Source organism: Stenotrophomonas sp. YAU14A_MKIMI4_1 (assembly GCF_003086855.1).
Taxonomy (GTDB): domain Bacteria; phylum Pseudomonadota; class Gammaproteobacteria; order Xanthomonadales; family Xanthomonadaceae; genus Stenotrophomonas.
Genome location: NZ_CP025998.1, coordinates 582,291 through 607,514 on the forward strand (window position 1 = coordinate 582,291; position 25,224 = coordinate 607,514).

Annotated in this window: 25 protein-coding genes and 1 riboswitch; of the genes, 13 read left to right on the forward strand and 12 right to left on the reverse strand. The window is 68.5% G+C overall.

Features of this window, described 5'->3' with window-relative positions; translation table 11 throughout:
* Positions 1–106 precede the first annotated feature (106 nt).
* Positions 107–1,411 (forward strand): D-amino acid dehydrogenase, encoded by a 1,305-nt coding sequence (locus tag C1931_RS02565; protein WP_108755308.1) that lies wholly within the window; start codon positions 107–109, stop codon positions 1,409–1,411.
* Complete coding sequence (alr, locus tag C1931_RS02570) at positions 1,390–2,460, forward strand: alanine racemase (RefSeq protein WP_108755309.1); 1,071 nt, start codon at positions 1,390–1,392, stop codon at positions 2,458–2,460. Before C1931_RS02565 ends, alr begins: the two co-directional genes overlap by 22 nt.
* An 83-nt stretch (positions 2,461–2,543) precedes the next feature.
* Here alr and C1931_RS02575 read toward each other — a convergent pair whose 3' ends face one another.
* Positions 2,544–3,116, reverse strand: a complete 573-nt coding sequence (locus tag C1931_RS02575; protein WP_108752056.1) for a DUF3016 domain-containing protein — start codon at positions 3,114–3,116, stop codon at positions 2,544–2,546.
* Between the two features lie 173 nt (positions 3,117–3,289).
* Here C1931_RS02575 and C1931_RS02580 point away from each other — a divergent pair, with 173 nt between their 5' ends.
* Positions 3,290–5,350 (forward strand): ATP-binding protein, encoded by a 2,061-nt coding sequence (locus C1931_RS02580; RefSeq protein ID WP_234412867.1) that lies wholly within the window; start codon positions 3,290–3,292, stop codon positions 5,348–5,350.
* Between the two features lie 44 nt (positions 5,351–5,394).
* Positions 5,395–5,685, forward strand: a complete 291-nt coding sequence (locus C1931_RS02585; RefSeq protein ID WP_108755310.1) for a DUF3247 family protein — start codon at positions 5,395–5,397, stop codon at positions 5,683–5,685.
* Positions 5,686–5,745: 60 nt separating this feature from the next.
* On the opposite strand, the gene C1931_RS02590 is transcribed toward C1931_RS02585, so the two are convergent.
* Positions 5,746–6,009 carry a hypothetical protein gene (locus tag C1931_RS02590; protein ID WP_108748382.1) on the reverse strand — a complete coding sequence of 88 codons (264 nt, stop codon included), beginning with the start codon at positions 6,007–6,009 and terminating at the stop codon, positions 5,746–5,748.
* A 157-nt stretch (positions 6,010–6,166) separates the two neighbouring features.
* Between C1931_RS02590 and C1931_RS02595 the strand changes: the two genes are divergently transcribed.
* Genes C1931_RS02595 through C1931_RS02605 form a run of 3 tightly spaced genes read left to right on the forward strand, consistent with a single transcriptional unit; the run spans position 6,167 to position 8,603 of the window.
* The gene (locus tag C1931_RS02595) at positions 6,167–7,228 is read left to right on the forward strand and encodes a class I SAM-dependent methyltransferase (protein WP_108752058.1); all 1,062 of its coding nucleotides are present in this window, start codon (positions 6,167–6,169) and stop codon (positions 7,226–7,228) included.
* Positions 7,225–7,926: a pseudouridine synthase gene (locus C1931_RS02600; RefSeq protein WP_108755311.1), complete on the forward strand. Its 702-nt coding sequence runs from the start codon at positions 7,225–7,227 to the stop codon at positions 7,924–7,926. The genes C1931_RS02595 and C1931_RS02600 overlap by 4 nt, the downstream gene beginning before the upstream one ends.
* Positions 7,923–8,603 (forward strand): HAD family phosphatase, encoded by a 681-nt coding sequence (locus C1931_RS02605; RefSeq protein WP_108755312.1) that lies wholly within the window; start codon positions 7,923–7,925, stop codon positions 8,601–8,603. Before C1931_RS02600 ends, C1931_RS02605 begins: the two co-directional genes overlap by 4 nt.
* 183 nt (positions 8,604–8,786) lie before the next feature.
* On the opposite strand, the gene fabB is transcribed toward C1931_RS02605, so the two are convergent.
* Both fabB and fabA read right to left on the reverse strand, forming a co-directional pair.
* Complete coding sequence (fabB, locus tag C1931_RS02610) at positions 8,787–9,995, reverse strand: beta-ketoacyl-ACP synthase I (RefSeq protein WP_108752061.1); 1,209 nt, start codon at positions 9,993–9,995, stop codon at positions 8,787–8,789.
* Positions 9,995–10,510: a 3-hydroxyacyl-[acyl-carrier-protein] dehydratase FabA gene (gene fabA, locus C1931_RS02615; RefSeq protein WP_079220498.1), complete on the reverse strand. Its 516-nt coding sequence runs from the start codon at positions 10,508–10,510 to the stop codon at positions 9,995–9,997. Before fabA ends, fabB begins: the two co-directional genes overlap by 1 nt.
* Positions 10,511–10,701: 191 nt before the next feature.
* Here fabA and dinB point away from each other — a divergent pair, with 191 nt between their 5' ends.
* Entirely contained in the window at positions 10,702–11,796 is a 1,095-nt protein-coding gene (dinB, locus tag C1931_RS02620; protein ID WP_108752062.1) for a DNA polymerase IV, read from the forward strand.
* 269 nt (positions 11,797–12,065) lie between these two features.
* Here dinB and C1931_RS02625 read toward each other — a convergent pair whose 3' ends face one another.
* Together C1931_RS02625 and C1931_RS02630 are read right to left on the reverse strand one after the other, a co-directional pair.
* Positions 12,066–12,965 (reverse strand): MBL fold metallo-hydrolase, encoded by a 900-nt coding sequence (locus C1931_RS02625; protein ID WP_108755313.1) that lies wholly within the window; start codon positions 12,963–12,965, stop codon positions 12,066–12,068.
* A 151-nt stretch (positions 12,966–13,116) separates the two neighbouring features.
* Positions 13,117–13,755 carry an NAD(P)H-binding protein gene (locus C1931_RS02630; RefSeq protein ID WP_108755314.1) on the reverse strand — a complete coding sequence of 213 codons (639 nt, stop codon included), beginning with the start codon at positions 13,753–13,755 and terminating at the stop codon, positions 13,117–13,119.
* Positions 13,756–13,862: 107 nt separating this feature from the next.
* Between C1931_RS02630 and C1931_RS02635 the strand changes: the two genes are divergently transcribed.
* The 3 genes from C1931_RS02635 to gph are packed head-to-tail and all read left to right on the forward strand — an operon-like array spanning position 13,863 to position 16,314.
* Positions 13,863–14,795: a LysR family transcriptional regulator gene (locus tag C1931_RS02635; protein WP_108755315.1), complete on the forward strand. Its 933-nt coding sequence runs from the start codon at positions 13,863–13,865 to the stop codon at positions 14,793–14,795.
* Complete coding sequence (locus C1931_RS02640; RefSeq protein ID WP_108755316.1) at positions 14,792–15,583, forward strand: methyltransferase domain-containing protein; 792 nt, start codon at positions 14,792–14,794, stop codon at positions 15,581–15,583. The genes C1931_RS02635 and C1931_RS02640 overlap by 4 nt, the downstream gene beginning before the upstream one ends.
* A 59-nt stretch (positions 15,584–15,642) precedes the next feature.
* Entirely contained in the window at positions 15,643–16,314 is a 672-nt protein-coding gene (gene gph, locus C1931_RS02645) for a phosphoglycolate phosphatase (protein ID WP_108755317.1), read from the forward strand.
* Positions 16,315–16,366: 52 nt separating this feature from the next.
* Here gph and btuB read toward each other — a convergent pair whose 3' ends face one another.
* Positions 16,367–18,208: a TonB-dependent vitamin B12 receptor gene (btuB, locus tag C1931_RS02650; protein WP_108755318.1), complete on the reverse strand. Its 1,842-nt coding sequence runs from the start codon at positions 18,206–18,208 to the stop codon at positions 16,367–16,369.
* Between the two features lie 116 nt (positions 18,209–18,324).
* Positions 18,325–18,548, reverse strand: a riboswitch (cobalamin riboswitch).
* A gap of 130 nt (positions 18,549–18,678) precedes the next feature.
* Between btuB and C1931_RS02655 the strand changes: the two genes are divergently transcribed.
* On the forward strand, positions 18,679–19,257 hold the full coding sequence (locus tag C1931_RS02655; protein WP_108755319.1) for a histidine phosphatase family protein: 579 nt from the start codon (positions 18,679–18,681) through the stop codon (positions 19,255–19,257).
* A 107-nt stretch (positions 19,258–19,364) separates the two neighbouring features.
* On the opposite strand, the gene C1931_RS02660 is transcribed toward C1931_RS02655, so the two are convergent.
* Both C1931_RS02660 and C1931_RS02665 read right to left on the reverse strand, forming a co-directional pair.
* On the reverse strand, positions 19,365–19,721 hold the full coding sequence (locus C1931_RS02660; RefSeq protein ID WP_108755320.1) for a TfoX/Sxy family protein: 357 nt from the start codon (positions 19,719–19,721) through the stop codon (positions 19,365–19,367).
* Positions 19,718–20,200: a GAF domain-containing protein gene (locus C1931_RS02665; RefSeq protein WP_108755321.1), complete on the reverse strand. Its 483-nt coding sequence runs from the start codon at positions 20,198–20,200 to the stop codon at positions 19,718–19,720. The genes C1931_RS02660 and C1931_RS02665 overlap by 4 nt, the downstream gene beginning before the upstream one ends.
* 69 nt (positions 20,201–20,269) lie before the next feature.
* Here C1931_RS02665 and bioD point away from each other — a divergent pair, with 69 nt between their 5' ends.
* A complete protein-coding gene (gene bioD, locus C1931_RS02670; protein WP_108755322.1) occupies positions 20,270–20,956 on the forward strand; it encodes a dethiobiotin synthase in 687 nt (228 codons plus the stop codon).
* A 33-nt stretch (positions 20,957–20,989) separates the two neighbouring features.
* Here bioD and C1931_RS02675 read toward each other — a convergent pair whose 3' ends face one another.
* The 3 genes from C1931_RS02675 to C1931_RS02685 all read right to left on the reverse strand — a co-directional run bounded on the left by C1931_RS02675 (position 20,990) and on the right by C1931_RS02685 (position 25,223).
* On the reverse strand, positions 20,990–22,432 hold the full coding sequence (locus tag C1931_RS02675; protein WP_108757628.1) for a PLP-dependent aminotransferase family protein: 1,443 nt from the start codon (positions 22,430–22,432) through the stop codon (positions 20,990–20,992).
* Positions 22,433–22,707: 275 nt separating this feature from the next.
* On the reverse strand, positions 22,708–23,442 hold the full coding sequence (gene msrA, locus C1931_RS02680; RefSeq protein WP_108755323.1) for a peptide-methionine (S)-S-oxide reductase MsrA: 735 nt from the start codon (positions 23,440–23,442) through the stop codon (positions 22,708–22,710).
* 14 nt (positions 23,443–23,456) lie between these two features.
* Positions 23,457–25,223: a redoxin family protein gene (locus C1931_RS02685; protein ID WP_108755324.1), complete on the reverse strand. Its 1,767-nt coding sequence runs from the start codon at positions 25,221–25,223 to the stop codon at positions 23,457–23,459.
* Between the last annotated feature and the right edge of the window lies 1 nt (position 25,224).

Sequence of the window (25,224 nt, forward strand, 5' to 3'; positions counted from 1 at the left end):
TGTAGTCCTAAAAACAGGCAAATGCTCTAGGAATGCGCGCCTATACTTCCCCAATTGTGGTCCCGGCGTGCTCAAACGCAGGGAATGATCGGGTTGGAGAGTCCCCATGCGAGTCCTCGTTCTTGGCAGCGGCGTGATCGGCACCACCAGTGCCTGGTACCTGCGGCAGGCCGGCTTTGAAGTCACGGTCATCGACCGCCAGCCGGGCCCCGCGCTGGAAACCAGTTTCGCCAACGCGGGCCAGCTCTCGTTCGGCTACACCTCGCCGTGGGCCGCCCCGGGCGTGCCGAAGAAGGCGATCGGTTGGCTGTTCGAAAAGCATGCGCCGCTGGCGATCAAGCCCGGCATGGACCTGGCCCAGTACCGCTGGCTGTGGCAGATGCTGCGCAACTGCACCCAGGAACGCTATGCGATCAACAAGGCGCGCATGGTGCGCATGTCCGAATACAGCCGCGACTGCCTGAACGAGCTGCGCGCGCAGATCGGCATCGAATTCGAAGGCCGCGACCTGGGCACCACCCAGTTGTTCCGCACCCAGCAGCAGCTGGACGCCTCGGCGCAGGACATCGAGATCCTGGCCCAGTACGGCGTGCCCTACGAAGTGCTGGACCGCGCCGGCATCATCCGGGCCGAGCCTGCGCTGGCCCATGTGGACGGCCTGGTGGGTGCGTTGCGCCTGCCGCGCGACCAGACCGGTGACTGCCAGCTGTTTACCCGTCGCCTGGCCCAGCTTGCGGCCGACGCCGGCGTGGAATTCCGCTACGACCAGGACATCACCGGCCTGCAGGTCGAAGGCGACCGGGTGACCGGCGTGCGCATCGGCAATCGCGTGGAAACCGCCGACCGGGTGGTGGTGGCGCTGGGCAGCTATTCGCCGGCCATGGTGGCGCCGCTGGGCATGCGCCTGCCGGTGTACCCGCTGAAGGGCTATTCGCTGACCCTGCCGATCACCGACCCGGCGATGGCGCCGACCTCGACCATCCTGGACGAGAGCTACAAGGTGGCCGTCACCCGTTTCGACAACCGCATCCGCGTGGGCGGCATGGCCGAAGTGGCCGGGTTCGACCTGTCGCTGTCGCAGCGCCGCCGCGAAACCCTGGAACTGGTGGTGCGCGATCTGTACCCGAAGGGCGGCGACCTGGCCAAGGCGCAGTTCTGGACCGGCCTGCGCCCGGCTACCCCGGATGGCACGCCGGTGATCGGCGCCACCCCGCTGCGCAACCTGTACCTGAACACCGGCCACGGCACCCTGGGCTGGACCATGGCTTGTGGTTCGGGCCGCTACCTGGCCGACCTGATGAGCGCGCGCCAGCCGCAGATCAGCACCGAGGGCCTGGATATCTTCCGTTACGGCCAGTACGGCCACGCCCCCCAGCAGGAGAGCCGCGCATGCGTCCTGCCCGCGCGCTGATCGATCTGGGCGCGCTGCGCAGCAACTACCGCCTGGCCCGTGAACTGGGCGGCGGCAAGGCGCTGGCGGTGGTCAAGGCCGATGCCTACGGGCACGGCGCGGTGCGCTGCGCGCAGGCGCTGGAAGGCGAGGCCGACGGCTTTGCGGTGGCCACCATCGAAGAAGCTTTGGAGCTGCGCCAGGCCGGCATCCGCGCGCCGATCCTGCTGCTGGAAGGCATCTTCGAAGCCAGCGAACTACCGCTGGTGGCCGAACATGACCTGTGGTTCTCGGTGGGTTCGCCGTGGCAGGTGGAGGCGCTGGCCACCTTCGACAGCCCGCGCCCGCTGACGGTCTGGCTGAAGCTGGACAGTGGCATGCACCGGCTGGGCCTGGACGTGGCCGGCTTCCGTGCTGCGCACGCGCGCCTGTCGGCGCTGCCGCAGGTCGGGCGCATCGTGATGATGACCCACCTGGCGCGCGCCGATGAGCTGGACAGCGAGCGCACGCATGAGCAGGCCGCAACGTTCAAGGCGGCCATCGACGGCCTGTCCGGCGAGACCAGCGTGTGCAATTCGCCGGCGCTGCTGGGCTGGCCCGATGTGCGCAGTGACTGGGTGCGCCCGGGCCTGATGCTGTACGGGGCCAACCCGCTGCCGGACGACAGCGCGCTGACCGCGCGCCTGCGCCCGGTGATGACCATGCAGTCGCAGGTGATTGCCGAGCGCTGGATTGAACCGGGCGAGCCGGTGGGCTATGGCGCCCGCTTCGTGGCCAAGGCGCGTACCCGCGTGGGCGTGGTGGCGCTGGGGTACGCCGATGGTTACCCGCAGTTCGCCCCGAATGGCACGCCGGTGCTGATCGACGGCCAGCCCGGTGGCCTGATTGGCCGTGTGTCGATGGACATGCTGACGGTGGACCTGACCGCCCACCCGCAGGCCGGTGTGGGCAGCGTGGTTGAACTCTGGGGCAGCGCACCGACCCTGGCCGAACTGGCCCCGCGCTGCGGCGTGAGTGCCTACCAGTTGCCGTGCGCGGTGAAGCGCGTGGCGCGGGTGTACCAGGATTAAGGGACGCCCGTAGCGCTCTGCGTGTCGACCAAGGTCGACACCTACCGGTGCGTGCTGCACCGGTAGGCGCGCGCTGTGCGGGCTTACCGCGCGGCGGTGACCTGCGGGGCCAGCTGCTTCTTCACCCAGTCATCGATCAGGCGCTTTTCGTAGCGCAGCGGATCGGTATCGCTGCGCACGCCGATGTTGTGCAGATAGCCGCTGTCACTCAGCTTGGCCTCGCCCTCGTTGACGATGCGGCCGCTGGCATCCTTCAGTGTGTACTGCAGGCTGATGCGCGGCGGGTAGATGTCACGCATGACCCGGATGTCGCTGCCGCGCGGGCCGTGCCACGGCTCATAGTCGCCTGCACGCTTGATGTCGGTCACGGTCACATCCAGCGTCTGCCCGGGCTGCAGCGGCTTGGCCGCCGTGGTCTGGATGTAGCGGGCGATCTGCTGCACCCAGTCACCCCGCTCGGCTTCAAAGCGGTTGGTGGTCTGGCGCAGCTCGGTGAACTGCGCCGGATCGGTCCACTTCACGCTGACCGGGCCGTCGGCCTGCAGTGCACGGGGCGCGTCGGGCGCGGTGACCGTGCGTGGCGCAGCGGTGGCGCTGCCGGCGGCCAGGGCACAGGCCAGCAGCAACGTGGCGGTAGTGAAACGCGAACGGTTCATGGCAGGACTCCTGCGGCCGGGATGGCCGACGGTCGGGGTTTCAGGGCGAGTGTGAGCCTGCCCCGGAGGCGCAGCAATGGCCAAATGCGTCACAAATGGCCGTGGTTGCCGCGAATTCATGCTCGTCAAGCATGACCGACGGCGCTTGACGCTGTGAATACGTCCTTTGGAAGATGCTGTGCGTCCATACCGGCTTGCCTCGACCCCCTTTGTCCACACTGCCGCCCCTCGCCGAGCGCCCAGCCCCGCTGGCCCCCACGCCGGAAACCGATCTGCACCGAGGCGTGCTCGAGCGCATCAACGCCGGTTTCTGCGTGATTCACGTGATCTTCGAGGGCAGCCGTGCCGTTGATTACCGCTTCGTAGAGGTCAACGACGCGTTCGAGCGCCACACCGGCCTGAAGGACGCGCGCGGCAAGCGCATGACCGAGCTGGAGCCGAACCACGAAAGCGACTGGTTCCGCATCTACGGCGATGTGGCACGCAGTGGCCGGCCGGCGCAGTTCGAAATGGAAGCACGCGCGCTGGGGCGCTCGTTCTCGGTCGACGCCGTGCGCGTGGGCCAGGCCGGCGAAGACATGGTCGGCATCCTGTTCTTCGATGTGACCGCCCGCAAACAGATTGAAGTGGAGCTGGGCGAAAGCGAGGCGCGCTTCAGCGCGCTGGCCGACGGCCTGCCCATGCCGGTCTGGGTGCTGGACGAGAAAGGCCATGCACGCTTCGTCAACAGCGCCTTCAGTGAATTCTTCGGTGGCGACGAAACCCGCGTACCGGAAGATGTCTGGCGCGGACTGGTGCACCCGGACGACGCTTCGGTGTTCGAGTACGAGCTGCAGGAAGCGCTGAAGGCGCAGCGGTCGATGCATGCGCTGGTGCGCGCCCGGCGTGCCGATGGCCAGTGGCGCTGGCTGGAAATGAATGCCCGCCCGCGCTTTTCGCGCATGGGCCGCTTCATTGGCCTGGCCGGCAGCAGCCCGGACGTGACCGACCGCCGCGAGATCGAGCTGGCCCGCGAAGAACTGCTGCAGTCCGAACGCGCAGCACGCAGCGCGGCGGAAAACATGGCGCGGCTGAAGGACGAATTCCTGGCCACGCTGTCGCATGAACTGCGCACCCCGCTGACCACCATCCTGGGCTGGAGCGAACTGCTGCTGCAGCGCGTGGACAACACCAGCCCGCTGTTCAAGGGCCTGAACGTGATCGCCAGCAGTGCCACGGCACAGAAGCGGCTGATCTCGGACATGCTGGACCTGAGCAGCATGCTGCTGGGCAAGGTGCAGCTGGAAGTGGAATCGCTGGACCTGCGCGGGCAGCTGGTGGAAGCGATGGGTGCGCAGGAACTGGTGGCCGAAGGCAAGGCGCTGGACGTCACCCTGCAGATGCCCGAGGAACGCTGCCTGGTGCTGGGCGATGCCACGCGCCTGCAGCAGGTGTTCTGGAACCTGCTGTCCAACGCCATCAAGTTCACCCCGGCCGAGGGCCGCATCGACGTGCAGCTGCAGGCCGACGGCGCGTACTGGGTGGTCACCCTGCGCGATACCGGCGACGGCATTGCGCCTGAATTCCTCAACCATCTGTTCAGCCGGTTCCGCCAGGCCGATGGCACCACCACCCGCCGCCATGGCGGCCTGGGGCTGGGCCTGGCCATCGTGCAGCAGCTGGTGGAACTGCATGGCGGTACGGTCAGTGCGGCCAGCGAGGGCCATGGCCACGGTGCCACCTTCACCGTGCGCCTGCCGCAGCATTACCCCGACGCGGACAAGCGGCCGCTGCGCGAAGTGATCAGCGGCCCCATCGTCGAACCGATGGTGGTGGAGCCGTACCCGCTGCGTGGCCTGCACGTGCTGGCGGTGGAAGACCAGCCGGAAGTGCTGGAATACCTGCGGCGCATGCTGGAAGAGCAGGGCGCATCGGTATCGGCGGCCACCTCGGCCGTGGAAGCGCTGGCCCTGCTGGCCGACAACGGCCATCTGCACTACAACGTGCTGCTGACCGACATCGGCATGCCGGGCATGGATGGCTATGGGCTGGTGCGCACCCTGCGCGATGACATGGGGGTGGATGCCACCACCCTGCCGGCCGTGGCGGTAACCGCGCTGGCGCGCGCCGATGATCGCCGTCGGGCGCTGGCATCGGGCTTCCAGGAGCATGTGGCCAAGCCGTATTCGGTGGCCCAGCTGGTGGCGGCGGTGCGCCACGTGCAGGCGGCGCGCAACGGCGACGCATTGCACTGAGCATTCACGGCTGATCGGCGACCCTGCGTGCAGGAGGTCGCCGAATGTCCCGTATCGCTCCCCGTATCCACACCGACCCGGCGCAGATCGCGCGCCTGGAATCCCTGCTGCCACAGCTGGAAGGCGAAACGCAGGTGGAACTGACCCTGCAGGATGGTCGTCGCCTGCTGGGCATCGTGGCAGTCAGGCCAACGGTGCAGCAGTTCCGTAATGACGCCGGTGATGAAGGCACCAACGGCCAGCTGCGCCTGGATGACTACGATGCGCCCGTACAGCAGCACTATGTGTGGCTGGACGAGATCGCCAGCGTGCGCAGGTTGCCGCCGAGACCATGAGCACAGCCACCCACGGGGTGGCTCTACCCAGTAGAGCCACGCCATGCGTGGCTGGTCTGCCTAATGTTCAAACACGGTAGGCGTCGCCTCGAAGCGCCGCGCATAGGCGCGTTCTTCGGCCACGCGGGCGACTTCGTCATCGGCCAGGTCCGGGGCCCCATACACCGCATAGGCCACGGCACCGTCGGCACCATGGCCGATCTGGTGCAGGCGGTAGCGCGAATGCCCGCCGCCGGTGTCCTCGGGGTAATGCACGGGCGGATGGCTGCCCTCCAGGTCCATTTCACTGTTGTCGACCACACCACCGACGAACAAGGCGCGCATGCAGGAGCTCCAATAGGTTGCGGGGGGAGCCCTTACCCTGAACCCTTCAATGTTGGCGGCGCATCAACGCCCCGTTGAACTTTCGCAAAGCGCGCCCGGGGCGGGGCGGGCCGAGCCGGTACAATGGACGGCCCTCACGCTTCCAGTACCCGCGCCGATGGCCGCCAGCGACGACGCCCCCCTGCAGACCCTGTTCCTGCCGTTTTCCAGCGGCGCCCTGCGCTGGCCGGAGGGTCCGGTGGCCTTCCTGCGCGCCCGCGATGGCTGGCCGCTGCGCGAAGCGGCCGGCACCCGCGAGGTCCACTTCGAACAGAGCTTTGCCCCGTTCGCCCAGCCGCTGCAGGCCAGCGGCTGGACCGTCAGCGGGCAGCTGGACGATGCCGCCGGCAAGGGCCGCTACCCGCTGGTGCTGGTGCTGCCGCCGCGCCAGCGCGAAGAAGCCCGCGCGCTGTTCGCCCGCGCCCTGGCCCTGGTGGCCGACGGCGGCCGCATCGTGGCCTGCCAGTCCAATAATGAGGGCGCGCGCTCCGGCGAAGGCGATCTGAAGCAGCTGACCGGCCTGGGCGGCTGCCTGACCAAGAACCATTGCCGGGTGTACTGGACCGCGCCGCTGCAGGGCCAGCACGATGCCGACCTGGCCAAGCGCTGGGCCGCACTGGATGCGGTGCGGCCGATCATGGGGGGGCGCTTCCTCAGCCGCCCGGGCGTGTTTGCCTGGGACCGCATCGACCCGGCTTCGGCGCTGCTGGCCGAGCACCTGCCGGCCGACCTGGCCGGCCGTGCCGCCGATCTGGGCGCCGGCTATGGCTACCTGTCGCGCGAACTGCTGGAGCGCTGCCCGAAGATCACCGCGCTGGACCTGTACGAAGCCGAGCAGCGTGCGCTGGCCCTGGCCGAGCTGAATCTGGCGCCGCCGCCGCGCGCGCTGCCGCTGCGTTTCCTGTGGCGCGACGTGACCGCCGGCATCGAGCCGGGCTACGACGTCATCATCAGCAACCCGCCGTTCCACACACCCTCGCGTGCCGACCGCCCGGACATCGGCCAGCGCTTCATTGCCGTGGCCGCGCAGGCGCTGCGCCCCGGTGGCCGGCTGTACGTAGTGGCCAACCGCCACCTGCCGTACGAGCACACCTTGAACGACAGCTTCGGCGCGGTGCGCGTAGTGGCCGAGCGCGATGGCTTCAAGCTGGTGGAAGCCGTGAAGGGGAAGGGCCGATGAAGCTGGTCAAGCACATCGCCAACCTGGGCTACGGCAGCCGCAAGCAGGTGCAGTGGATGTTCCGCGAAGGGCGCATCACCGATGCCGACGGTGAGGTGCTGTACGCCGATGACCAGGTGCCGCACGAGGCGGTGCGGGTTGATGGCGAGCCGCTGGACCCGCCGCCGGGCCTGACCCTGGCCCTGCACAAGCCGGCTGGCTACACCTGTTCGACCAAGGACACCGGCCGCCTGATCTACGATCTGCTGCCGCCGCGTTTCCGCGACCGCGACCCGGTGCTGTCCACCGTCGGCCGCCTGGACCGCGAAACCAGCGGCCTGCTGCTGCTGACCGACGATGGCGGCCTGCTGCACCGGATCATCTCGCCCAAGTCGAAGCTGCCCAAGGTCTACGACGTGGCGCTGAGCGAAGACCTGCGCGGCGATGAAGTGGCGCTGTTCGCCAGCGGCACGCTGATGCTGGAATCGGAAAAGACCCCGCTTCTGCCGGCCGAGCTGGAGGTGCTGGGCCCGCGCCAGGTGCGGCTGGTGCTGCACGAAGGCCGCTACCACCAGGTACGCCGCATGTTTGCCGCCACCGGCAACCACGTGCAGGCACTGCACCGCAGCCGGGTGGGTGGCATGGACCTGCAGGGCCTGGACGAAGGCCAGTGGCGCATGCTGGATGCCGCCGATCTGGACACGCTGTTCGCCGTATGACCGTGATCGCTGCGCTGCCGTTCCTGCCCGACGCCGTCATCTTCGACATGGACGGCCTGATGATCGACAGCGAGCGCGTCTCGCTGGCGTGCTGGAACGAGGCGGCGCAGGCCAGCGGGCTGCCGCTGGATGAGCGCTTCTTCCTGCGCATGGTGGGCCTGGGTGACCGTGACTGCCGCGCGCTGCTGCAGCAGCAGGGGCTGAGCGAGAGCACGATCGAGGCGCTGGTGGGCAGCTGCCATGATCTGTATGACGCTCGCACCCAGCATGGCCTGCCGCTGCGGCCGGGCATCATGGAGTTGCTGGAGCTGCTGAAGGCGCACGCCGTGCCGCGCGCGGTCGCTACCTCGACCCGGCAGCCGCGGGCCAACCGCAAGCTGGCCGCGGCCGGGCTGCTGCCGTATTTCGATGCCGTGGTGGCGGGCAACGATGTGGAGCGGCCGAAGCCGGCGCCGGATATCTATCTGCTGGCCGCCCGCACGCTCGGGCAGGACCCGCAGCGCTGCCTGGCACTGGAGGATTCACCGGCAGGCACGCGCGCCGCACTGGCGGCCGGCATGACCGTGATCCAAGTGCCGGACCTGGTGGACCCGGATGACGCGCAGCGCGCCCTGGGCCACCGCATCGTGACCTCGCTGCTGGATGCGCACGCGTTGCTGCTGCCGCTGCTGCGGTAGGTAGCGGCGGGTGCCGACCGTTGGTCGGCACGCTTCACCGCTCTCGCCGGGCATGGCCCGGCGCTACCGCTCCGGTAGGTGCCAACCTTGGTTGGCACACAGGGCCGCTCCGGTAGGTGCCAACCTTGGTTGGCACACATGGTCGTTCCGGTGGGTGCCGACCGTTGGTCGGCACGCCCTCCATCACACCCGGCCGAACACCAGCGCGGCGTTGGTGCCACCGAACCCGAAGCTGTTGGACATCACCGTATCCAGCTTCTGCTCGCGGCTTTCGCGCAGGATCGGGAAGCCTTCCACCGCCGGGTCCAGCTCGGTGATGTTGGCCGAACCGGCCACGAAGCCATCGCGCATCATCAGCAGGCAGTAGATCGCCTCGTGCACGCTGGCCGCACCCAGCGAGTGGCCCGACAGCGCCTTGGTCGACGACAGCGGCGGCACCGCATCGCCGAACACTTCGCGGATCGCACCCAGTTCGGTCACATCGCCCAGCGGGGTGGAGGTGCCGTGGGTGTTCAGGTAATCCAGCGGACGGTCGACGTTCTGCAGCGCCATCTTCATGCAGCGCACCGCGCCTTCGCCGGACGGAGCCACCATGTCGGCACCGTCGGAGGTCACGCCGTAGCCGATCAGTTCGGCGTAGATGCGCGCACCACGGGCCACGGCGTGGTCGTAATCTTCCAGCACCAGCATGCCGCCGCCACCGGCAATGACGAAGCCATCGCGGTCCTTGTCATACGGGCGCGACGCGGTGGCCGGGGTGTCGTTGAAGCTGGTGGACAGGGCGCCCATCGCGTCGAACATCACGCTCATCGACCAGTGCAGGTCTTCGCCGCCACCGGCGAACATGATGTCCTGCGCACCGTGGCGGATCATGTCCGCAGCGGCGCCGATGCAGTGCGCCGAGGTGGCGCAGGCGGCCGACAGCGAATAGCTGACGCCCTTGATCTGGAACGCGGTGGCCAGGCAGGCCGACACGGTCGAGCACATCGTGCGCGGCACCATGTACGGGCCGACCTTGCGCACGCCACGGGCGCGCAGCAGGTCCACTGCACCCACCTGCCATTCGCTGGAACCACCACCGGAACCGGCGATCAGGCCGGTACGCAGCGCGCTGACCTGTTCCTGGGAAAGGCCGGCATCGGCGATCGCATCGCGCATGGCCACGTAGGCGAAGGCCGCCGCATCGCTCATGAAGCGCTTCTGCTTGCGGTCGATCTGTGCATCCAGATCCATGTCCACGCGGCCGCCAATCTGGCTGCGCAGGCCGGCTTCAGCGTGGTCGGGCAGCGCGGTGATGCCGGCGCGGCCGTCGCGCAGTGCCGACGACACGGTATCCAGATCGTTGCCCAGGCAGGAGGTGATGCCCATGCCGGTAATGACGACGCGACGCATCAGAAGCTCCCGGTTTCGGTGAACAGGCCCACGCGCAGGTCGCGGGCGTTGTAGATTTCGCGGTCGTCCACGTACATGCGGGCGTCGGCCTGGGCCATCACCAGCTTGCGGTTGATCACGCGGGTGATGTCGATTTCATAGCGCACCAGCTTTGCTTCCGGCAGCACCTGACCGGTGAACTTCACCTCGCCGCAGCCCAGGGCGCGGCCCTTGCCGGGGGCACCCAGCCAGGTCAGGTAGAAGCCGGTCAGCTGCCACATGGCATCCAGGCCCAGGCAGCCGGGCATCACCGGGTCGCCGATGAAGTGGCAGCCGAAGAACCACAGGTCCGGGCGGATATCCAGTTCGGCACGCACCATGCCTTTGCCATGCGGTCCGCCGTCCTCGCGGATTTCGGTGATGCGGTCGAACATCAGCATCGGGTCGTTGGGCAGCCGGCCGGCGGCGGCGCCGAACAGTTCACCGCGGGCGCTGGCCAGCAGCTGGTCGCGGTTGAACGCGTGGAGACGAGTCATGGAAAGCGCATTCCTGGAAGCGAAAACAAGGCAACAAGCCCCCGAGGATGCACGACGGTTGCAACGGGAATCAAACCGCCACACCGTACGCGTGCGTAGTGTTCTGCGCCGGAATCGCGCATCCCGTTGATGCACAACGACCATACTTTGGCGTCTGGACGGGTACGGTGCAGGTATGATGGCGGCCGACCATGAACGCACTGCGCAAGATCATCCACGTAGACATGGACGCCTTCTATGCGTCGGTGGAGCAGCGCGACGCGCCTTCGCTGCGCGGCAAGCCGGTGGTGGTGGCCTGGCGCGGCGCGCGTTCCGTGGTGTGCGCCGCGTCCTACGAGGCGCGGGTATTCGGCGTGCGCTCGGCCATGCCGGCGCTGCGTGCCGAGCGCCTGTGCCCCGATGCGATCTTCGTGCCGCCCGATTTCGCCCGTTACAAGGCCGTGTCGCGGCAGGTGCGCGAGATCTTCCTGCGCCATACCGACCTGGTCGAACCGCTGTCGCTGGACGAGGCTTACCTGGATGTGACCGAGCCGAAGAGCGGCATGGCACTGGCGACCGATATCGCCCGCACCATCCGCGCGCAGATCCGCGAAGAGACCCAGCTGACTGCTTCAGCCGGCATCGCACCGAACAAGTTCCTGGCCAAGATCGCCTCGGACTGGCGCAAGCCCGACGGCCAGTTCGTCATCCCGCCGCAGCGGGTGGATGCCTTCCTGCTGCCGTTGCCGGTGAACCGGGTTCCCGGCGTGGGCAAGGTGATGGAAGGCAAGCTGGCCGCGCGCGGCATCGTCACCTGTGGCGACCTGCGGCAATGGGCGTTGCCGGACCTGGAAGAAGCGTTCGGCAGTTTCGGCCGCAGCCTGTACAACCGCGCCCGTGGCATCGATGAGCGGCCGGTGGAACCGGACCAGCAGGTGCAGTCCATTTCCTCCGAAGACACCTTCGCCGAAGACCTGCTGCTGGAAGACCTGGCCGAGGCCATCGTGCAGTTGGCAGAGAAGACCTGGAAGGCCACGCGCAAAACCGAACGCATTGGGCATACCGTGGTGCTGAAGCTGAAGACCGCCCAGTTCCGCATCCTGACCCGCAGCTTTACCCCCGAGCGCCCACCCGAATCGGAACAGGAGCTGCGTGACATCGCCCTGGCACTGCGCGCACGCGTGGACCTGCCGGCCGATACCCGTTATCGCCTGGTGGGCGTGGGCCTGGGCGGTTTCCGCGAAAAGGAACCGGTGGTGCAGGGCGAACTGTTCGGGCACGACCCAACCCATCCCACAGAAATCTAGTCGTCAAACATGGGGTCAGAGCCCGTTGCGCAGCAACGGGATCCGACCCCAAGTCCATGAGCGCCGGCCAACTGTCGAAGGCGGGGTGGGTCCGGTTGCGGGGGTGTCCGCGGCATGGATGCCGCGGCCAAGCCTACAGGGACGTATTCACGGCGTCCCCCGCAACCGGACCCACCCCGCCATATCACGGATAGCCCGCTTTTGACGTTGCCTTTGAAGTTGACGTTGAGCAGGTGCAGGGCGCAGCCCTGCAAAAAACTCCCCCTGCCTTACGGCCACTGCATCTCGCCCTTGGCCACCTTCGCACTCAGCTCCAGCGATTCAACGCCGGCCAGCGTCGGGTAGCGCGCCCGCATGGCCTGCACCAGCGCCGCACTGTCCTTGGCCTTGGCCGCTTCAACATCGAACGCACGGATGTAGTCGGCAGTGAAGCGCAACGCACTGGCATCTAGCGCCGCGCCCGGCGCGTAGTGCCCCGGCACCACCACCGTCGGCTTCAGCGCCTGCAACTGCTGCAAGGTCTGCAGCCAGTCCGCGTGCGATTGCGCTGTCTGCGTGTCGGCCATCCACACGTGTTCGCCCGCCACCACCGGAATGCCGCCAACGATCGCACGCAGCGAGGGCACCCACAGCACGCTGCGGTCCGGCGTCGGCCCGTCCAGGCCGATCAGCGGCAGGCGCTGGCCTTCCAGGACCAGTGCATCACCGTCCAGCACCTGCGGTACGACGATGCGCGCGGGTACGTCGGCACCCATCTTCGGCCCCCAGTAGGCCAGCTTGCCAGCCTGGGTCTGCTGGATGTGAGCTACCGTCTGCGCGGTGGCGACGATGCGTGCCTGCGGGAACGCATCCTGCAGCGTGGCCAGGCCGAAGTAGTAATCCGGATCGCCATGGCTGATGTAGATCGTGGTCAGCTGCTTGCCACTGGCGCGGATCTTTTCGACCAGCGCACGTGCGTCGCTGGCAGCGAACTGCGCATCGACCAGGATTGCATCACGACGCCCTTCGATCAGCACCGAGGACACCGCGAACATCGCCTGCGGCCCGGGGTGGAAGGTCTGCAGGTGCAGCTGTGACTTTGCAGCGGTGGTGGTAGCGGGCGCGGCCAGCAGCGGTACGCTGGCCGTGCCAAGTGCCAGCGCCATGAAGAACAGCAGAGCGTTGCGCATGCGCGATTCCTCGTAGCGTCGAGCTTGCTCGACGGGATAGCAGTCGAGGTAGCGTCGAGCTTGCTCGACGGGATAGCAGTCGAGGTAGCGTCGAGCTTGCTCGACGGGTTTTTGGGGTCAGTAGAGCAAGCTCGACTCTACGGTTTCGGCATCAGTACGCGGCGGTGATGATCTGCTTCGGGTACTTGCCCGCTTCCAGTTCCGCCACGAAGGCGGCGCCGTAGTCGGCATAGCTGATGCGGCTGTGGCCTTCGGCATCGGCCAGGAAGGTTTTGGCCTGCACGCGGTACTGGCCGCGTTCGTCGCCGGGGCCGATTTCCGCCGCCGGCGAGAAGAACGTCCAGTCGATGTCCTCCACGGCCTGCAGCTGCTTCAGCGCTTCACGCGCGGCCAGTGCGTACGGCTTGTAAGCCTCCGGGAACCCGGGGGTGTCGACCAGCTGCACGCCCGGCGCCACTTCCAGGCTGCCGGCGCCGCCGACCACCACCACGCGCGGCACCTGGGCCTGGCGGGCAGCGGCCACCAGCTGGCCGGCCACGGTGGCGATCTGGCCGATGTCATCGCCCGGGCGCGGGCCATAGGCACTGGCCAGCACATCGTGGCCGGCAATGGCGGCGGCCAGCGCGTCGCGGTCATCCAGTGCTGCGATGACCGGGTGGGCGCCGGCCAGTTCGCTGGGCAGGTTCTGTGCGCTGCGCACGATCACGGTCAACTGGTGGCCGTGGGCCAGGGCGTGGCGGGCAATCTGGCGACCGATGTTGCCGGTGGCGCCGACGAGGGCAATCTTCATGGCAGGACTCCGTGGGGCAGTAGGTTGGGGTAAGGGCCCACTGTAGGCCGCTGCAGTTGCTCGAAAAACAGCGTATAACGCGCTTGTTTGTTGCATGGATCGAGCATATGGACCGATTGACCGCCATGACCGTGTTCGTGGAAGTGGCCGAGCGCGGCAGCCTGACCGCCGCCGCCGAGGTGCTGGACATGTCGCGGGCGATGGTCAGCCGTTACTTGGCCGAAGCGGAAGGCTGGCTGGGCGCGCGCCTGCTGCACCGGACCACCCGCCGCATCAGCCTGACCGCGGCCGGTGAGGCGGCACTGGCGCGCTTCCGGCAGATGCTGGCCATCGGCGAGGAACTGCAGGGCGAGCTGGCCAGCGACGACCCCGAACCGCACGGCACGTTGCGGATCACCGCCAGCGTGTCGTTCGGGCAGAGCCACCTGGCCCGCGCGGTGGCGGCGTTCGTGCAGCGCCACCCGGCCGCACGCATCGAACTGCTGCTGGTGGACCGCATGGTGAACCTGGTGGAAGAGCGGGTGGATCTGGCGGTGCGTATCGCGCGGCAGATCGATTTGGGCCTGATCGCACGGCGCCTGGCCACCTGCCGGTCGGTGCTGTGCGCCAGCCCGGCGTACCTGCAGGCACATGGCACGCCCACCGCGCCGGAGCACCTGGCCGCGCACAACTGCCTGACCCACCACTACGTGGGTCGCAGCCTCTGGCACCTGCACCGCGACGGCCGCGCGCTGTCGGTGGCGGTGGGCGGGAATATCAGTGCGAACGAGGCATCGCTGCTGGTGGAAGCGGTACGCGCCAATGCGGGCATCGCCATGCTGCCCAGCTACCAGGTGGCACCGCTGCTGCGCAGTGGCGCGCTGGTGGCCGTACTGCCGGACTACCAGCTGGACGAGCTGGGCGTTCATGCCGTCTACGCATCGCGTCGACAGCAGCCCGTTATCATGCGCCGATTCCTGGATTTCCTGGCCGGCTGCTTCGAGCACGATCCGGCCTTCCAGGACCTCGACTGGCAACCGACGGGCAAGGAGAGCGCATGAACCATGGAACGGTAGTGAGAGATCACCGTCGTACGAGCTGGGAACTGCAAGCGCAGCAGGCGCCGCCGCAGGCCCAGCCGGTGGATGCGGAGACCATCGCCGCCGCCCGCACTGGGCGCTGGCAGGTACACCTGACCCCGCGGGCGCTGCCCTTGGACTGGCTGGGCGATGTGCGTGGTCGCCGTATCCTGTGCCTGGCTTCAGGCGGTGGCCAGCAGGCGCCGGTGCTGGCCGCTGCCGGTGCCGATGTGACCGTGTTCGACCTGTGCGAGCAGCAACTGGCGCTGGACCGCGCGGTGGCTGCACGCGATGGCCTGCGCCTGCAGGCGGTGCAGGGCGACATGCGTGACCTGCAGGCCTTCGGCCATGGCAGCTTCGATGTGGTGTTCCATCCGGTGTCCAACCTGTTCGTGCCCGATGTGCGGCCGGTCTGGGCCGAGTGCCACCGTGTGCTGGCGCGTGATGGCCTGCTGCTGGCCAGCTTCTACAACCCGGTGCTGTTCGTGGGCAGCGACGATGCGCCGTTGGCCGAACAGGGCCTGATGCGTCCACGCTTCGCCATTCCCTATTCCGACCTGGAAGACCTGCCCGCGGACGAGCGGCAGGCCAAGCAGGCGCGTGGCGAGGCGATGACGTTCGGCCACAGCCTGGGCGATCTGATCGGTGGCCAGCTGGACGCAGGGTTCGTGATCGAGCGCTTCATGGAAGATTGGCAGCCACGCCCGCGGGTGTTGATCGAACGCTACCTGCCCGCATTCCTGGCCACCCGCGCGCGGCGGATCGGCTGAGCGGATCGGCAGACCCGCAGGAGTACACTGGGCGGCCCACGTCGTGCAGGTACCGTCTCTTGTCCTATCCCTATCCGTTGGTGGTGTTCGACCTGGACGGCACGCTGGTGGACAGCGCCGCCGATATCGCCGAGGCGCTGAACCGCACGCTGGAAGACATCGGGCTGGCACGCGTGGCCGAGGCGACCGTGCTGGGCTGGATCGGTGATGGCGTGCGGCGGCTGGTCGAACAGGCGGTGCAGGCGGCCGGTCGCGAAGTGGACCTGGCACAGGTGATGCCGGTGTTCATGGTGCACTACCGCGACTGCCTGCTGCGCAGCCCGCGTCTGTTCGACGGTGTGCCCGAAGCGCTGGAGCAGCTGCGTGCGCGGCAGGTGCCGCTGGCGATCTGCACCAACAAGCCGGCCGCACTGGTGCCGCCGCTGCTGCAGCACCTGGGCATCGGCGATGCGTTTGCACTGGTGCTGGGCGGTGATTCACTGCCGCAGCGCAAGCCCAGCGGTGAACCGCTGCGGCATATCGCCGCGCACTTCGGCCTGCCGGTCGCGCAGTGCCTGATGGTGGGCGATTCGCTCACCGACTACCGCGCCGCGCAGGACGCCGGCATGCCGATCGCCCTGGTGCGTTACGGCTACCCGCGCGGCCTGGACCTGCACACCGCGCAGGCCGTGGCGGTCATCGACGATCTGCGCGAACTGCCGGGCCTGGCCGCCGACCTGCCGACGGCGTGATGCATCGATAACGCCGGGCGTGGCCCGGCGTTACCGTGTGCGCGTCAACCGATCACTTCGGCTGGTAGCGCACGCTCAGCTGGTACTCGCGGCCCGGCTGGTTGTACCAGGCAATGGTCTCGTACTGGCGATCGAACACATTGGCCACGCGCGCCAGCACCGACCACGCCGGGGTAAGCGCGTACTCGGCACGCAGGTCCAGCAGGCCATAGCCGCCCAGCTTCACCGCGTTGTCGGCATCGTCGAAGCGCTTGCCGGCGCCCTGCACGGTCAGGCCGGCACGGAAGTCGCCGAAGCGGCGGTCCACGTCCAGGCGCGCGGTCTGCTGTGCGCGGCGCGCCAGCCAGTTGTCGAACTGGTCGCTGCCGGCGGTGCGATTGCGCGGGTCGGTGAAGCTGAGCTGCGCGTTGATGTCGAAGCCGGCCAGCACTGCGCCAGCGGTCAGTTCCGCGCCGCGGATACGCGCCTTTTCCACCTGCTGCATCATGAAGGTGGCCGCGTCGTAGGTGATCAGATCGTCGATGCGGGTTTCATACACATCCAGGCCCCAGTGCCAGCCCTGGCCGTGCTGGGAAACGCCGATGTTGGCGCTCTTGGATTTCTCCGGATCCAGCGTCGGCACGCCGCTCCACGGGTCGTACAGATCGCTGAAGGTCGGTGCCTTGAACGCGTTGCCGTAGCTGGCGTTCACGCGCAGGCCGTGGCCCAGCTCCATCGCCCAGCCCAGGCTGCCGGTGGCATGGTTGCCGAACTGCTGGTTGTCGTCGTTGCGTGCGCTGGCCTGCAGCTGGTGGCGGCCGAATCGCGCCTGGTACTGCACGAACACGCCGGTGTTGCGGCGGCTGTCGACCAGGTAGCCGGCGCTGCTGCCATCCAGGTTGTCCTGGCTCCAGTCCACGCCGGTGCTCAACAGCTGGCCGTCGGCCACGCCGATGTCGGCCTGCAGCGACGCGCTGTCGCGGTGGGTCTGCGCGCTGCCACGCACACCGAAGTCGCCGAAGTTGTCCGACTCGTTGTCGCTGCGGCCGACGTTGGCGGTCAGCGCCAGACGCTCGGAGGGCGTGTAACGCACCTTGCCGGCCAGTACCTGCTGGCGGGTTTCCGAGTAGTTGTAGTAGCCGTCGTAGTGGTTTTCACCATCGGCGCGCAGTGCGCTGCCTTCCACCGTCCACTGTTCGTTGAAGCTGTAGCCACCGCGCAGACTCTTGGACAGATTGCGGTAGCCATCGCGATCGGGCTCATCGGCGAAGCAGCCGGTGAACAAGGTGGCCGAACCCCGGCAGGCATCGATGCCATCGCTGTGCTGGTAGGCGATGTCGGCGCCGAACCAGCCATTGCTGCCGCTGCCGCCGATGCCGCCGCTGGCCTGGCGCAGGCCATTGCTGCCACCGCCCAGCTGGAAGTGCGGCGCGAAGTTGCCGGCATTGCGGCGGGTGAAGATCTGGATGACGCCACCGATCGCATCGGCACCGTACAGGCTGGACTGCGGGCCGCGCACGATCTCGATGCGCTCGATCTGCGCCAGCGGCAGGTCCTGGAACATGGCCAGGTTCAGGTCGGCGCTGTTGATGCGCACGCCATCGACCAGCACCACCGTGTGCGAGGAATTGGTACCGCGCAGGAACAGCGAGGTCTGCTTGCCCAGGCCGCCGGCATTGGTCAGGTTGATGCCAGCGCGGCCGGCCAGCAGTTCCTGCAGCGAGGTGGCCTGGCTGGCGTCGATCTGTTCGCGGTCGATCACCTGCGCCGGCGCGATGCTGTCCTGCAGGGCGATCGGGGTGCGGGTGGCGGTGACCAGGATGGGGTCGAGCGCCTCGGCGGCTTCATCGGCCATCGCCAACGCGGGCAGGGTGGCCAGCACGGCCAGGGACAGCAATCGGGACTGCGGCTTCATCGGGGGAACTCCGGGTGCCGCGCACGCCCGCGCGGCGAAGGGGAGGAGCCACGAGGGCAGGCACGCGCCGATGCCGCAGCAGGCGCCGCGGTCATCCAGCGCCATGCCCACCGCATCGCGACCTGTGGCTTCCGGGCCGGTCTCCGGGCTTGCCGCCTGATGGCACCTGGGCCATCGTCCAGGCGCCTTCCCGTGCGCGCGGCACAGTGGCGTATTGCCTGGAACTGACGTGCTTACCGTTGCGGGGGCAGCGCCGGCCTGGCGTGTTGCTACGCGTCACCGGCTTCCCGTTTCAACCTGCCAGCCAAGGCCGCAGGTCACCTGGAAGTGCGCGCAGTCTACGCCATCACGCCCCGAAGTAGAGTCGAGCTTGCTCGACTGCCCGTAGAATACGGCCTCGCTCCCGTGGTGCCGTTGCCGATGTCCCGCTGTTTCCCGCTGTTTCCGCGCTGCCCGCACAGGACCTGCGCATGATCCTCGATCTGGTCCGCCACGCCGCCAATGGTCGTGATGAATTCCTGGACGGCCGCACCGACCCACCGCAGCTGGCCCGCCTGCCGCAGGAACTGGTCGATGCCTACGCCGCGCAGGAATGGCAGCGGGTGATCAGCTCACCGCGCCTGCGTTCGCTGCACACCGCCATGGCGCTGGCCACCCCGCGCGGGCTGGACGTGGAAGCCGACGAGGAATGGGAGGAACTGGATTTCGGTGACTGGGACGGGCAGAGCCTGTTCGATCTGCCGGAAGATGCGCTGGCCGCGTTCCATGCCGATCCGCATGCGTTCCCGCCGCCGCACGGCGAAAGCTGGGGGCATTTCGAGCGCCGCATCGCGCGCGCACTGGACCGTCTGCTGGACGAGGAGGACGCCGCGCCGACCGTGGTGGTCAGCCATGGCGGACCGCTGCGCATGGTGCTGTCGCTGGTCTGTGGCCTGCCGCTGTCGCTGTGCTGGGCGCTGCGCATCGACCACGGCACGCGCCTGCGGGTGTGGGTGGAGCGTGGTGAAGTGGGGTTGGTGGGCGAACTGCTGGAGCTGCAGCAGCCCTGAGTGCGTCGCCGGGCATGGCCCGGCGCTACCCGACGAATACCGGGCCATGCCCGGCGGAGACGCGCGTACACCGGTAGCGCCGGGCCATGCCCGGCGACGCGGCGCCCTCAATCTTCGTCGGCGCTGTCTGTTTCGTTGTCGTTGTCGCCGTCATCGAAGCGCTGCTCGTGCACCGGGCCCGAGGCCGGGCCGGCGGCCTTCAACGGGTGTGCGGCAATGCGCGCTTCGTAGTCCTGTACCAGCGCTTCGCGCTGCGGCTCGCTCAGCTCCTGCCAGTGGCAGTCCAGCAGTGCGCCTTCCAGCGAATAAAGCAGGTTCAGGCTGGGCTTGAAGCCGGCCCGCTTGACCTTCACGAAAGCCCCGACCGCGCCCAGCGCGGCCAGGTCTTCGCGGCTGCGCAGACCGACCTGGCGCAGCCAGGCCGCACTCTTCGGGCCGATGTTGCGCAGCTTGGCCGCGCTCATCCCAACGCCTCCACGAACACGCGGGCGATGGCTTCCAGGCCGGCCTGGTCGTCACCATCGAAGCGGGCGACCTTCGGGCTGTCGATGTCGAACACGCCGATCAGTTCATCGCCGCGCAGCAGCGGCATCACCAGTTCCGAGCGCGAGGCCGAATCGCACGCAATGTGGCCGGGGAAGGCATCCACGTCCTCCACGCGCTGGGTCACGCGCTGGCTGGCGGCGGCACCGCACACGCCCTTGTCCAGCGGAATGCGCACGCAGGCGGGCAGGCCCTGGAACGGGCCGACGACCAGCTCCTTGCCGTCGTACAGGTAGAAGCCCACCCAGTTCAGGTCGGGCAGGGCGTGGTAGACCAGCGCAGAGAGGTTGGCCGCATTGGCGATGCGGTCGGTCTCGCCGTAGACCAGGCCACGGGCCTGTTCCAGCAGCTGGGCGTATTGTTCCGGCTTGCTGCCGGTAAGCGAGGCGTTGGCGAACATGGTCGCAGTCTAGCAAGCGCGCCCCGCCAGCGATAATGAACGCTCTGTTGCCCTGCTGGAGCCCTTGCCATGCCGTTGCCCACCGTGTTGCCACCGGCGCTGTTCGTCACCGGCACCGATACCGAGATCGGCAAGACCGCGGCCAGTACCGCGCTGTTGCACGCGCTGCGCCGCCGCGGCCTGCGCGCGGTGGGCATGAAGCCGGTGGCCAGTGGCAGCCACGATCTGGGCGAAGGGCTGCGCAACGACGATGCGCTGGCGCTGCAGGCGGCCAGTGACCCGGTGCCGGCCTATGCCGATCTGAACCCGTATGCGCTGCGGCAGCCGCTGGCGCCGGAGCTGGCCGCCGCCGAAGACGGCGTGCAGTTACAGCTGGCGCCGATCGTGGCGGCCTTCGAGCGCCTGCGCGCCACCGCCGATACCGTGGTGGTGGAAGGCGTGGGCGGCTGGATGGCGCCGCTGTCGGCAGGGCTGGACCAGCTGGACCTGGTGCGCGCACTGCGGCTGCCGGTGCTGCTGGTGGTCGGCCTGCGCCTGGGCTGCGTGAACCATGCGCGGCTGACTGCGCAATCGCTGCAGGCGGCCGGGGTGGAGTGCCTGGGCTGGATCGGCAACCACATCGACCCGGCCATGCAGCGCCAGGACGAAAACATGGCCACGCTGGTGCAGCGCCTGCCGATGCCCTGCTGGGGCCGGCTGCCCCATCTGCCCGGTGCCGATGGCGCACAGCTGGGCACCCATTTGCGCGACGCATGACGGTAGCGCCGGGCCATGCCCGGCGATCGCGCATCAACGCGCTGCCAACGCCCGCGCGATCGCGCCCAACCGTTCCACTGCGCCGACGAACCGTGCATCCAGGCTCTGGCAGCACGACAGCCGCAGGCAGTGGCGGTAGCGGGCGCCGCGCGAGTAGACGTGCCCAGGCATGAACACGATGTCCTGCTGCAACGCGCGTTCGAACAGGTCTCCGGTGTCCACGCCGGGCACTTCCAGCCACAGCAGGAAGCCGCCTGACGGCTCGGTGGCGCGCGTGCCGGCCGGGAAGTGCTCGGCCACCAGTTGCCGCAGGCGGCCCACCTGTTCGCGGTACAGCCGGCGCATGCGATGCAGGTGGTGCTCGTAGCCACCGCCTTCCAGGTACGCGGCCACGGCATCGGCCAGGAACTGCGGCTCGCCGCCGGTGCTCTGGAATTTCAGCAGTGCGATGCGTTCGGCGAAGCGCCCGCCATCGAGCCAGCCGATGCGGTAGTCCGGCGCCAGCGTCTTGGAAAAGCCGCCCACCACCATCACCCAGCCGTCGCGATCAAAGGCCTTCAGCAGCGGCGCCGGTGGCTCGCTGAACTGCAGTTCGGCGTACACCGCATCTTCGATCAGGGGCAGCTGGCGGGCGTTGACCAGCTCGGCCAGGCGCTGCTTTTCGGCCACCGGCATGCTGCAGCCCAGCGGGTTGTGCACGGTGGGCATCACCACCACGGCCGCCAGCGCGGTGTGGTCCAGCAGGGCATCCAGTGCGTCCACGTCCAGCCCGTGTTGCGGGTGGGTGGGAATTTCGATGGCACGCAGGCCCAGGTTGGCCAGCAGCGGGTACAGATTGAAGTAGGACGGCGCCTCGATGCCTACCGCATCGCCGGGCTCGGCCACCGCGCGCAGCGCCAGCTGCAGTGCCTCCATCGCACCGTGGGTCAGCAGCAGCCGGTCGGCATGGGTGTGCAGGCCCATGCGCGGGCCGCGGCGCACGATCTGCGCCAGCAGCCGCGGTGAGCCGTTGGTGCGTGCGTAGGTTTCCAGCGTGTGCTGGCCGTGGCGCAGCACCTGCGCCGTGTGCCGGGCCAGCTGCGCGCCGGGGTAGAACTGGCGGCCGCGCGGGCCGGCGAAGGCCAGATCGACCACGCCGGGGCGCTGCTGCGCGGCCAGCACCCGCGCCATCAACGCGTGTTGCTGCGGCGCGGTGGGGGCCGACGGCGCGTCACGCAGCGAGCGCTGCGGCGCAGACAGTCGTGGTGCTACTTCGAAGCCGGCCTTGGGGCGCGGGATCACCAGGCCGGCATCTTCCAGTTGCCGGTAGGCGGCGATCACGGTGTTCAGGCTCAGCTGGCGCTGCGAGGCCATCTGCCGCAGCGAGGGCAGGCGGCTGCCGACCGGTAGCCGCCCGCCATGGATGGCTTCGGCCAGCTCGTCGGACAGGCGCTGGTAGCGGGGCGCGGCCACGCTGGCCTGCTCATCTGTATCCATCATTCTGGCCATGGTCTGGCTCTGTACCCGTCATGCCCGCGAGCCTAGCATGTTGCTGTCGGCCCGGCCTGATCGGGGCAGGGCCGAACTTTCACAGCGCACGGCCCTGGTGGCCGTGCGCTTTTTTTTGCGGCGGGTTCGTGGCGTCGAGCTTGCTGGACCGATTGGCCCAGGTAGAGTCGAGCTTGCTCGACTGATCGGCAAAGCAGTCGAGCAAGCTCGACTCTACGAGGGGCCAAGTCGAGCAAGCTCGACTCTACAAAAGCGGGGTGCCATCAGCGCATCGGTACCAGCGCGGGCTGGCGGCGGTACAGCGCCGGGAACTGCCGGCCCAGCGCGGCCAGCTTCGGTGCGTCGTAGTAACGGATGTAGGCCGCCTGCGGATAGTTGGCCATGTAGTTCTGGTGGTAGGCCTCGGCCGGGTAGAAGCGCTGGCCGCTGGCGATCTGGGTGACGATCGGCGCGCGGTAGACACCGGCCTGCTGCAGCTGGCCGACGTAGGCGCGGCTGGCTGCCAGCTGGCGGGCATCGTCGCTGAAGATCGCCGAGCGGTACTGGCTGCCATGGTCCGGGCCCTGGCGGTTCAACTGGGTCGGGTCGTGTGCCACGGCGAAGAACACCTGTAGCAGCTGGCCGTAGCTGACCTGGCGCGGATCGTAGTCCACCTTCACCGCTTCGGCATGGCCGGTATCACCGCGGCTGACCCGTTCGTAGCGCGCGTTGGCGGCGCTGCCACCGGCATAGCCGGACACGGCATTGCTCACGCCCTTCACGTGCTGGAACACGCCCTGCACGCCCCAGAAGCAGCCACCGGCGAACACCACGCTGGCGTGTGTGGCATCGTCGGCGAAGGCGGCCGCACCGGTCGGCGCCGGCAAGGCCATGGGCGCAGGCGCGTCAACCGGGGCGGCCACGGCACCCCGGTCCAGCAACAGCACGCCTGCCACCAGTGCGCTGGCGACCAGGCCGGCCACGCCGGCGGCAATTCCCTGTTCAAAGGACAGCTTCATCGCATCCTCCCGGTTCAACCGAAGGTAAAGGCGTAGGCCTGCACGCCCGCATCAAGGAACTCGATCTCGAAACGGTGCGGCGCTACCGCACCGCGCTGGCGCACCAATTGGTACAGCCGGTGTTCGTCGACCACGCCGCTGCCATCGGCGCGCACATCCGCGCCGGCGTCCGCGGCAGGCAACGGTTTGCCATCCAGCAGCACGCGGAAGCGCACCGGGCGACCATCCGCGCCGGGGGCCAGCACCAGATGCAGGTCGCGTGCATGGAACTGGAAGCCGATGCGACCGCCGCTCTGCTGCAGTTGCGCGGCCTCATCGATTACCGTCCAGCGCCCGGCCAGGCCCCACTGGTTCAACTGCAGCGCAGCAGGCAGGGTGTAGTCGAACGAGGTGTCGTCGCGCTGGCCGCCGGGCGAGGCGAACTGTTCGGCACGCGCATGGCCCAGGTAGGTTTCCGGTGAACGCAGGTTGCCCATGTCGGCCTGCGCGGCCACGCCCTGCAGGTCAGCGGCGGCAGGGTCGGCCGGTGCCGGCAGATCGATCTGCCCGGCCTCGGTCAGCAGGCGACGGATCACCTGTTCGGAATGCGCATAGTTGCCCTCGCCGAACTGGTGCGCACGGATGTTGCCCTGCGCATCCACGAAGTAGTGCGCTGGCCAGTAATTGTTGTTGAACGCGCGCCAGATGGCGTACTGGTTGTCCAGCGCCACCGGGTAGTCAACCTTCAGCTGCTGCACGGCCTTCATCACGTTGCGCGGGTCGCGTTCGAAGGCGAATTCCGGCGTGTGCACGCCGATCACCACCAGGCCGTGGTCGCGGTAGCGGCGTTCCCACTCGTGCACGTAGGGCATGGCGCGCAGGCAGTTGATGCACGAGTAGGTCCAGAAATCGATCAGCACGACTTTGCCGCGCAGCTGCTCGCGGTCCAGCGGCGGGCTGTTCAACCAGCCGGTGGCGCCGGTCAGTGCGGGCAGGGTGCCTTCCATGGGCAACGGTGCATCGGCCGCAGCAGCGCTGGCCGACATCATCATCGACGGCGGCGAAGGTTGCGCGCCGGGCACGGCATCGAGCAGACCCTGTTCGATGCGCGCGGTGCTGACCGTGGACAGGCGGGTCAGCAGGCCGGTATCCCAGCCCAGGCCGATGGCCACCACGGCCAGCAGCGCGGCAACGCCCAGCACCTTGCGCACGGCGTCGCCCAGGCCCAGGCGCGCCTGCAACGCACGGAACACGCGCCCGCCCACCCATACGGCCAGCGCCAGCGCGGTGATCGCACCCAGTGCATAGGCCAGCAGCAGGGCACTGGTGCCCACGCTGGCGCCATGCAGGGCGGCGCCGGTCAGCACCAACCCCAGGATCGGGCCGGCGCAGGGCGCCCACAGCAGGCCGGTGGCAATGCCGATCAGCAGCGAGGTACCGGCACCACCGCGGCCGGCAGCATCGGCGGCGTCAGCACGCGCGCTCAAGCGCGCACCCACGCGCTGGAACGGCGCCAGCAGGTGGTCGGCCAGTCGCGGCCACAGCAGCGCCAACGCGAACTGCGCCATCAGCACCAGCGCCACCCAGCGCCCGATCTGGTTGGCCTGCGCCACCCATTGGCTGCCGACGGCGGCCAGGCTGGCCACCACGGTGAAGGTCAGCGCCATGCCCAGCAGCAGCGGCAGGGTGCTGCGCAGGAACGGCCGGTCGGCGCGCGCGAACACGAACGGCAGCACCGGCAGGATGCACGGGCTGAGCAGGGTCAGGGCACCGCCCAGGTAAGACAGCAACAGCAACAGCATG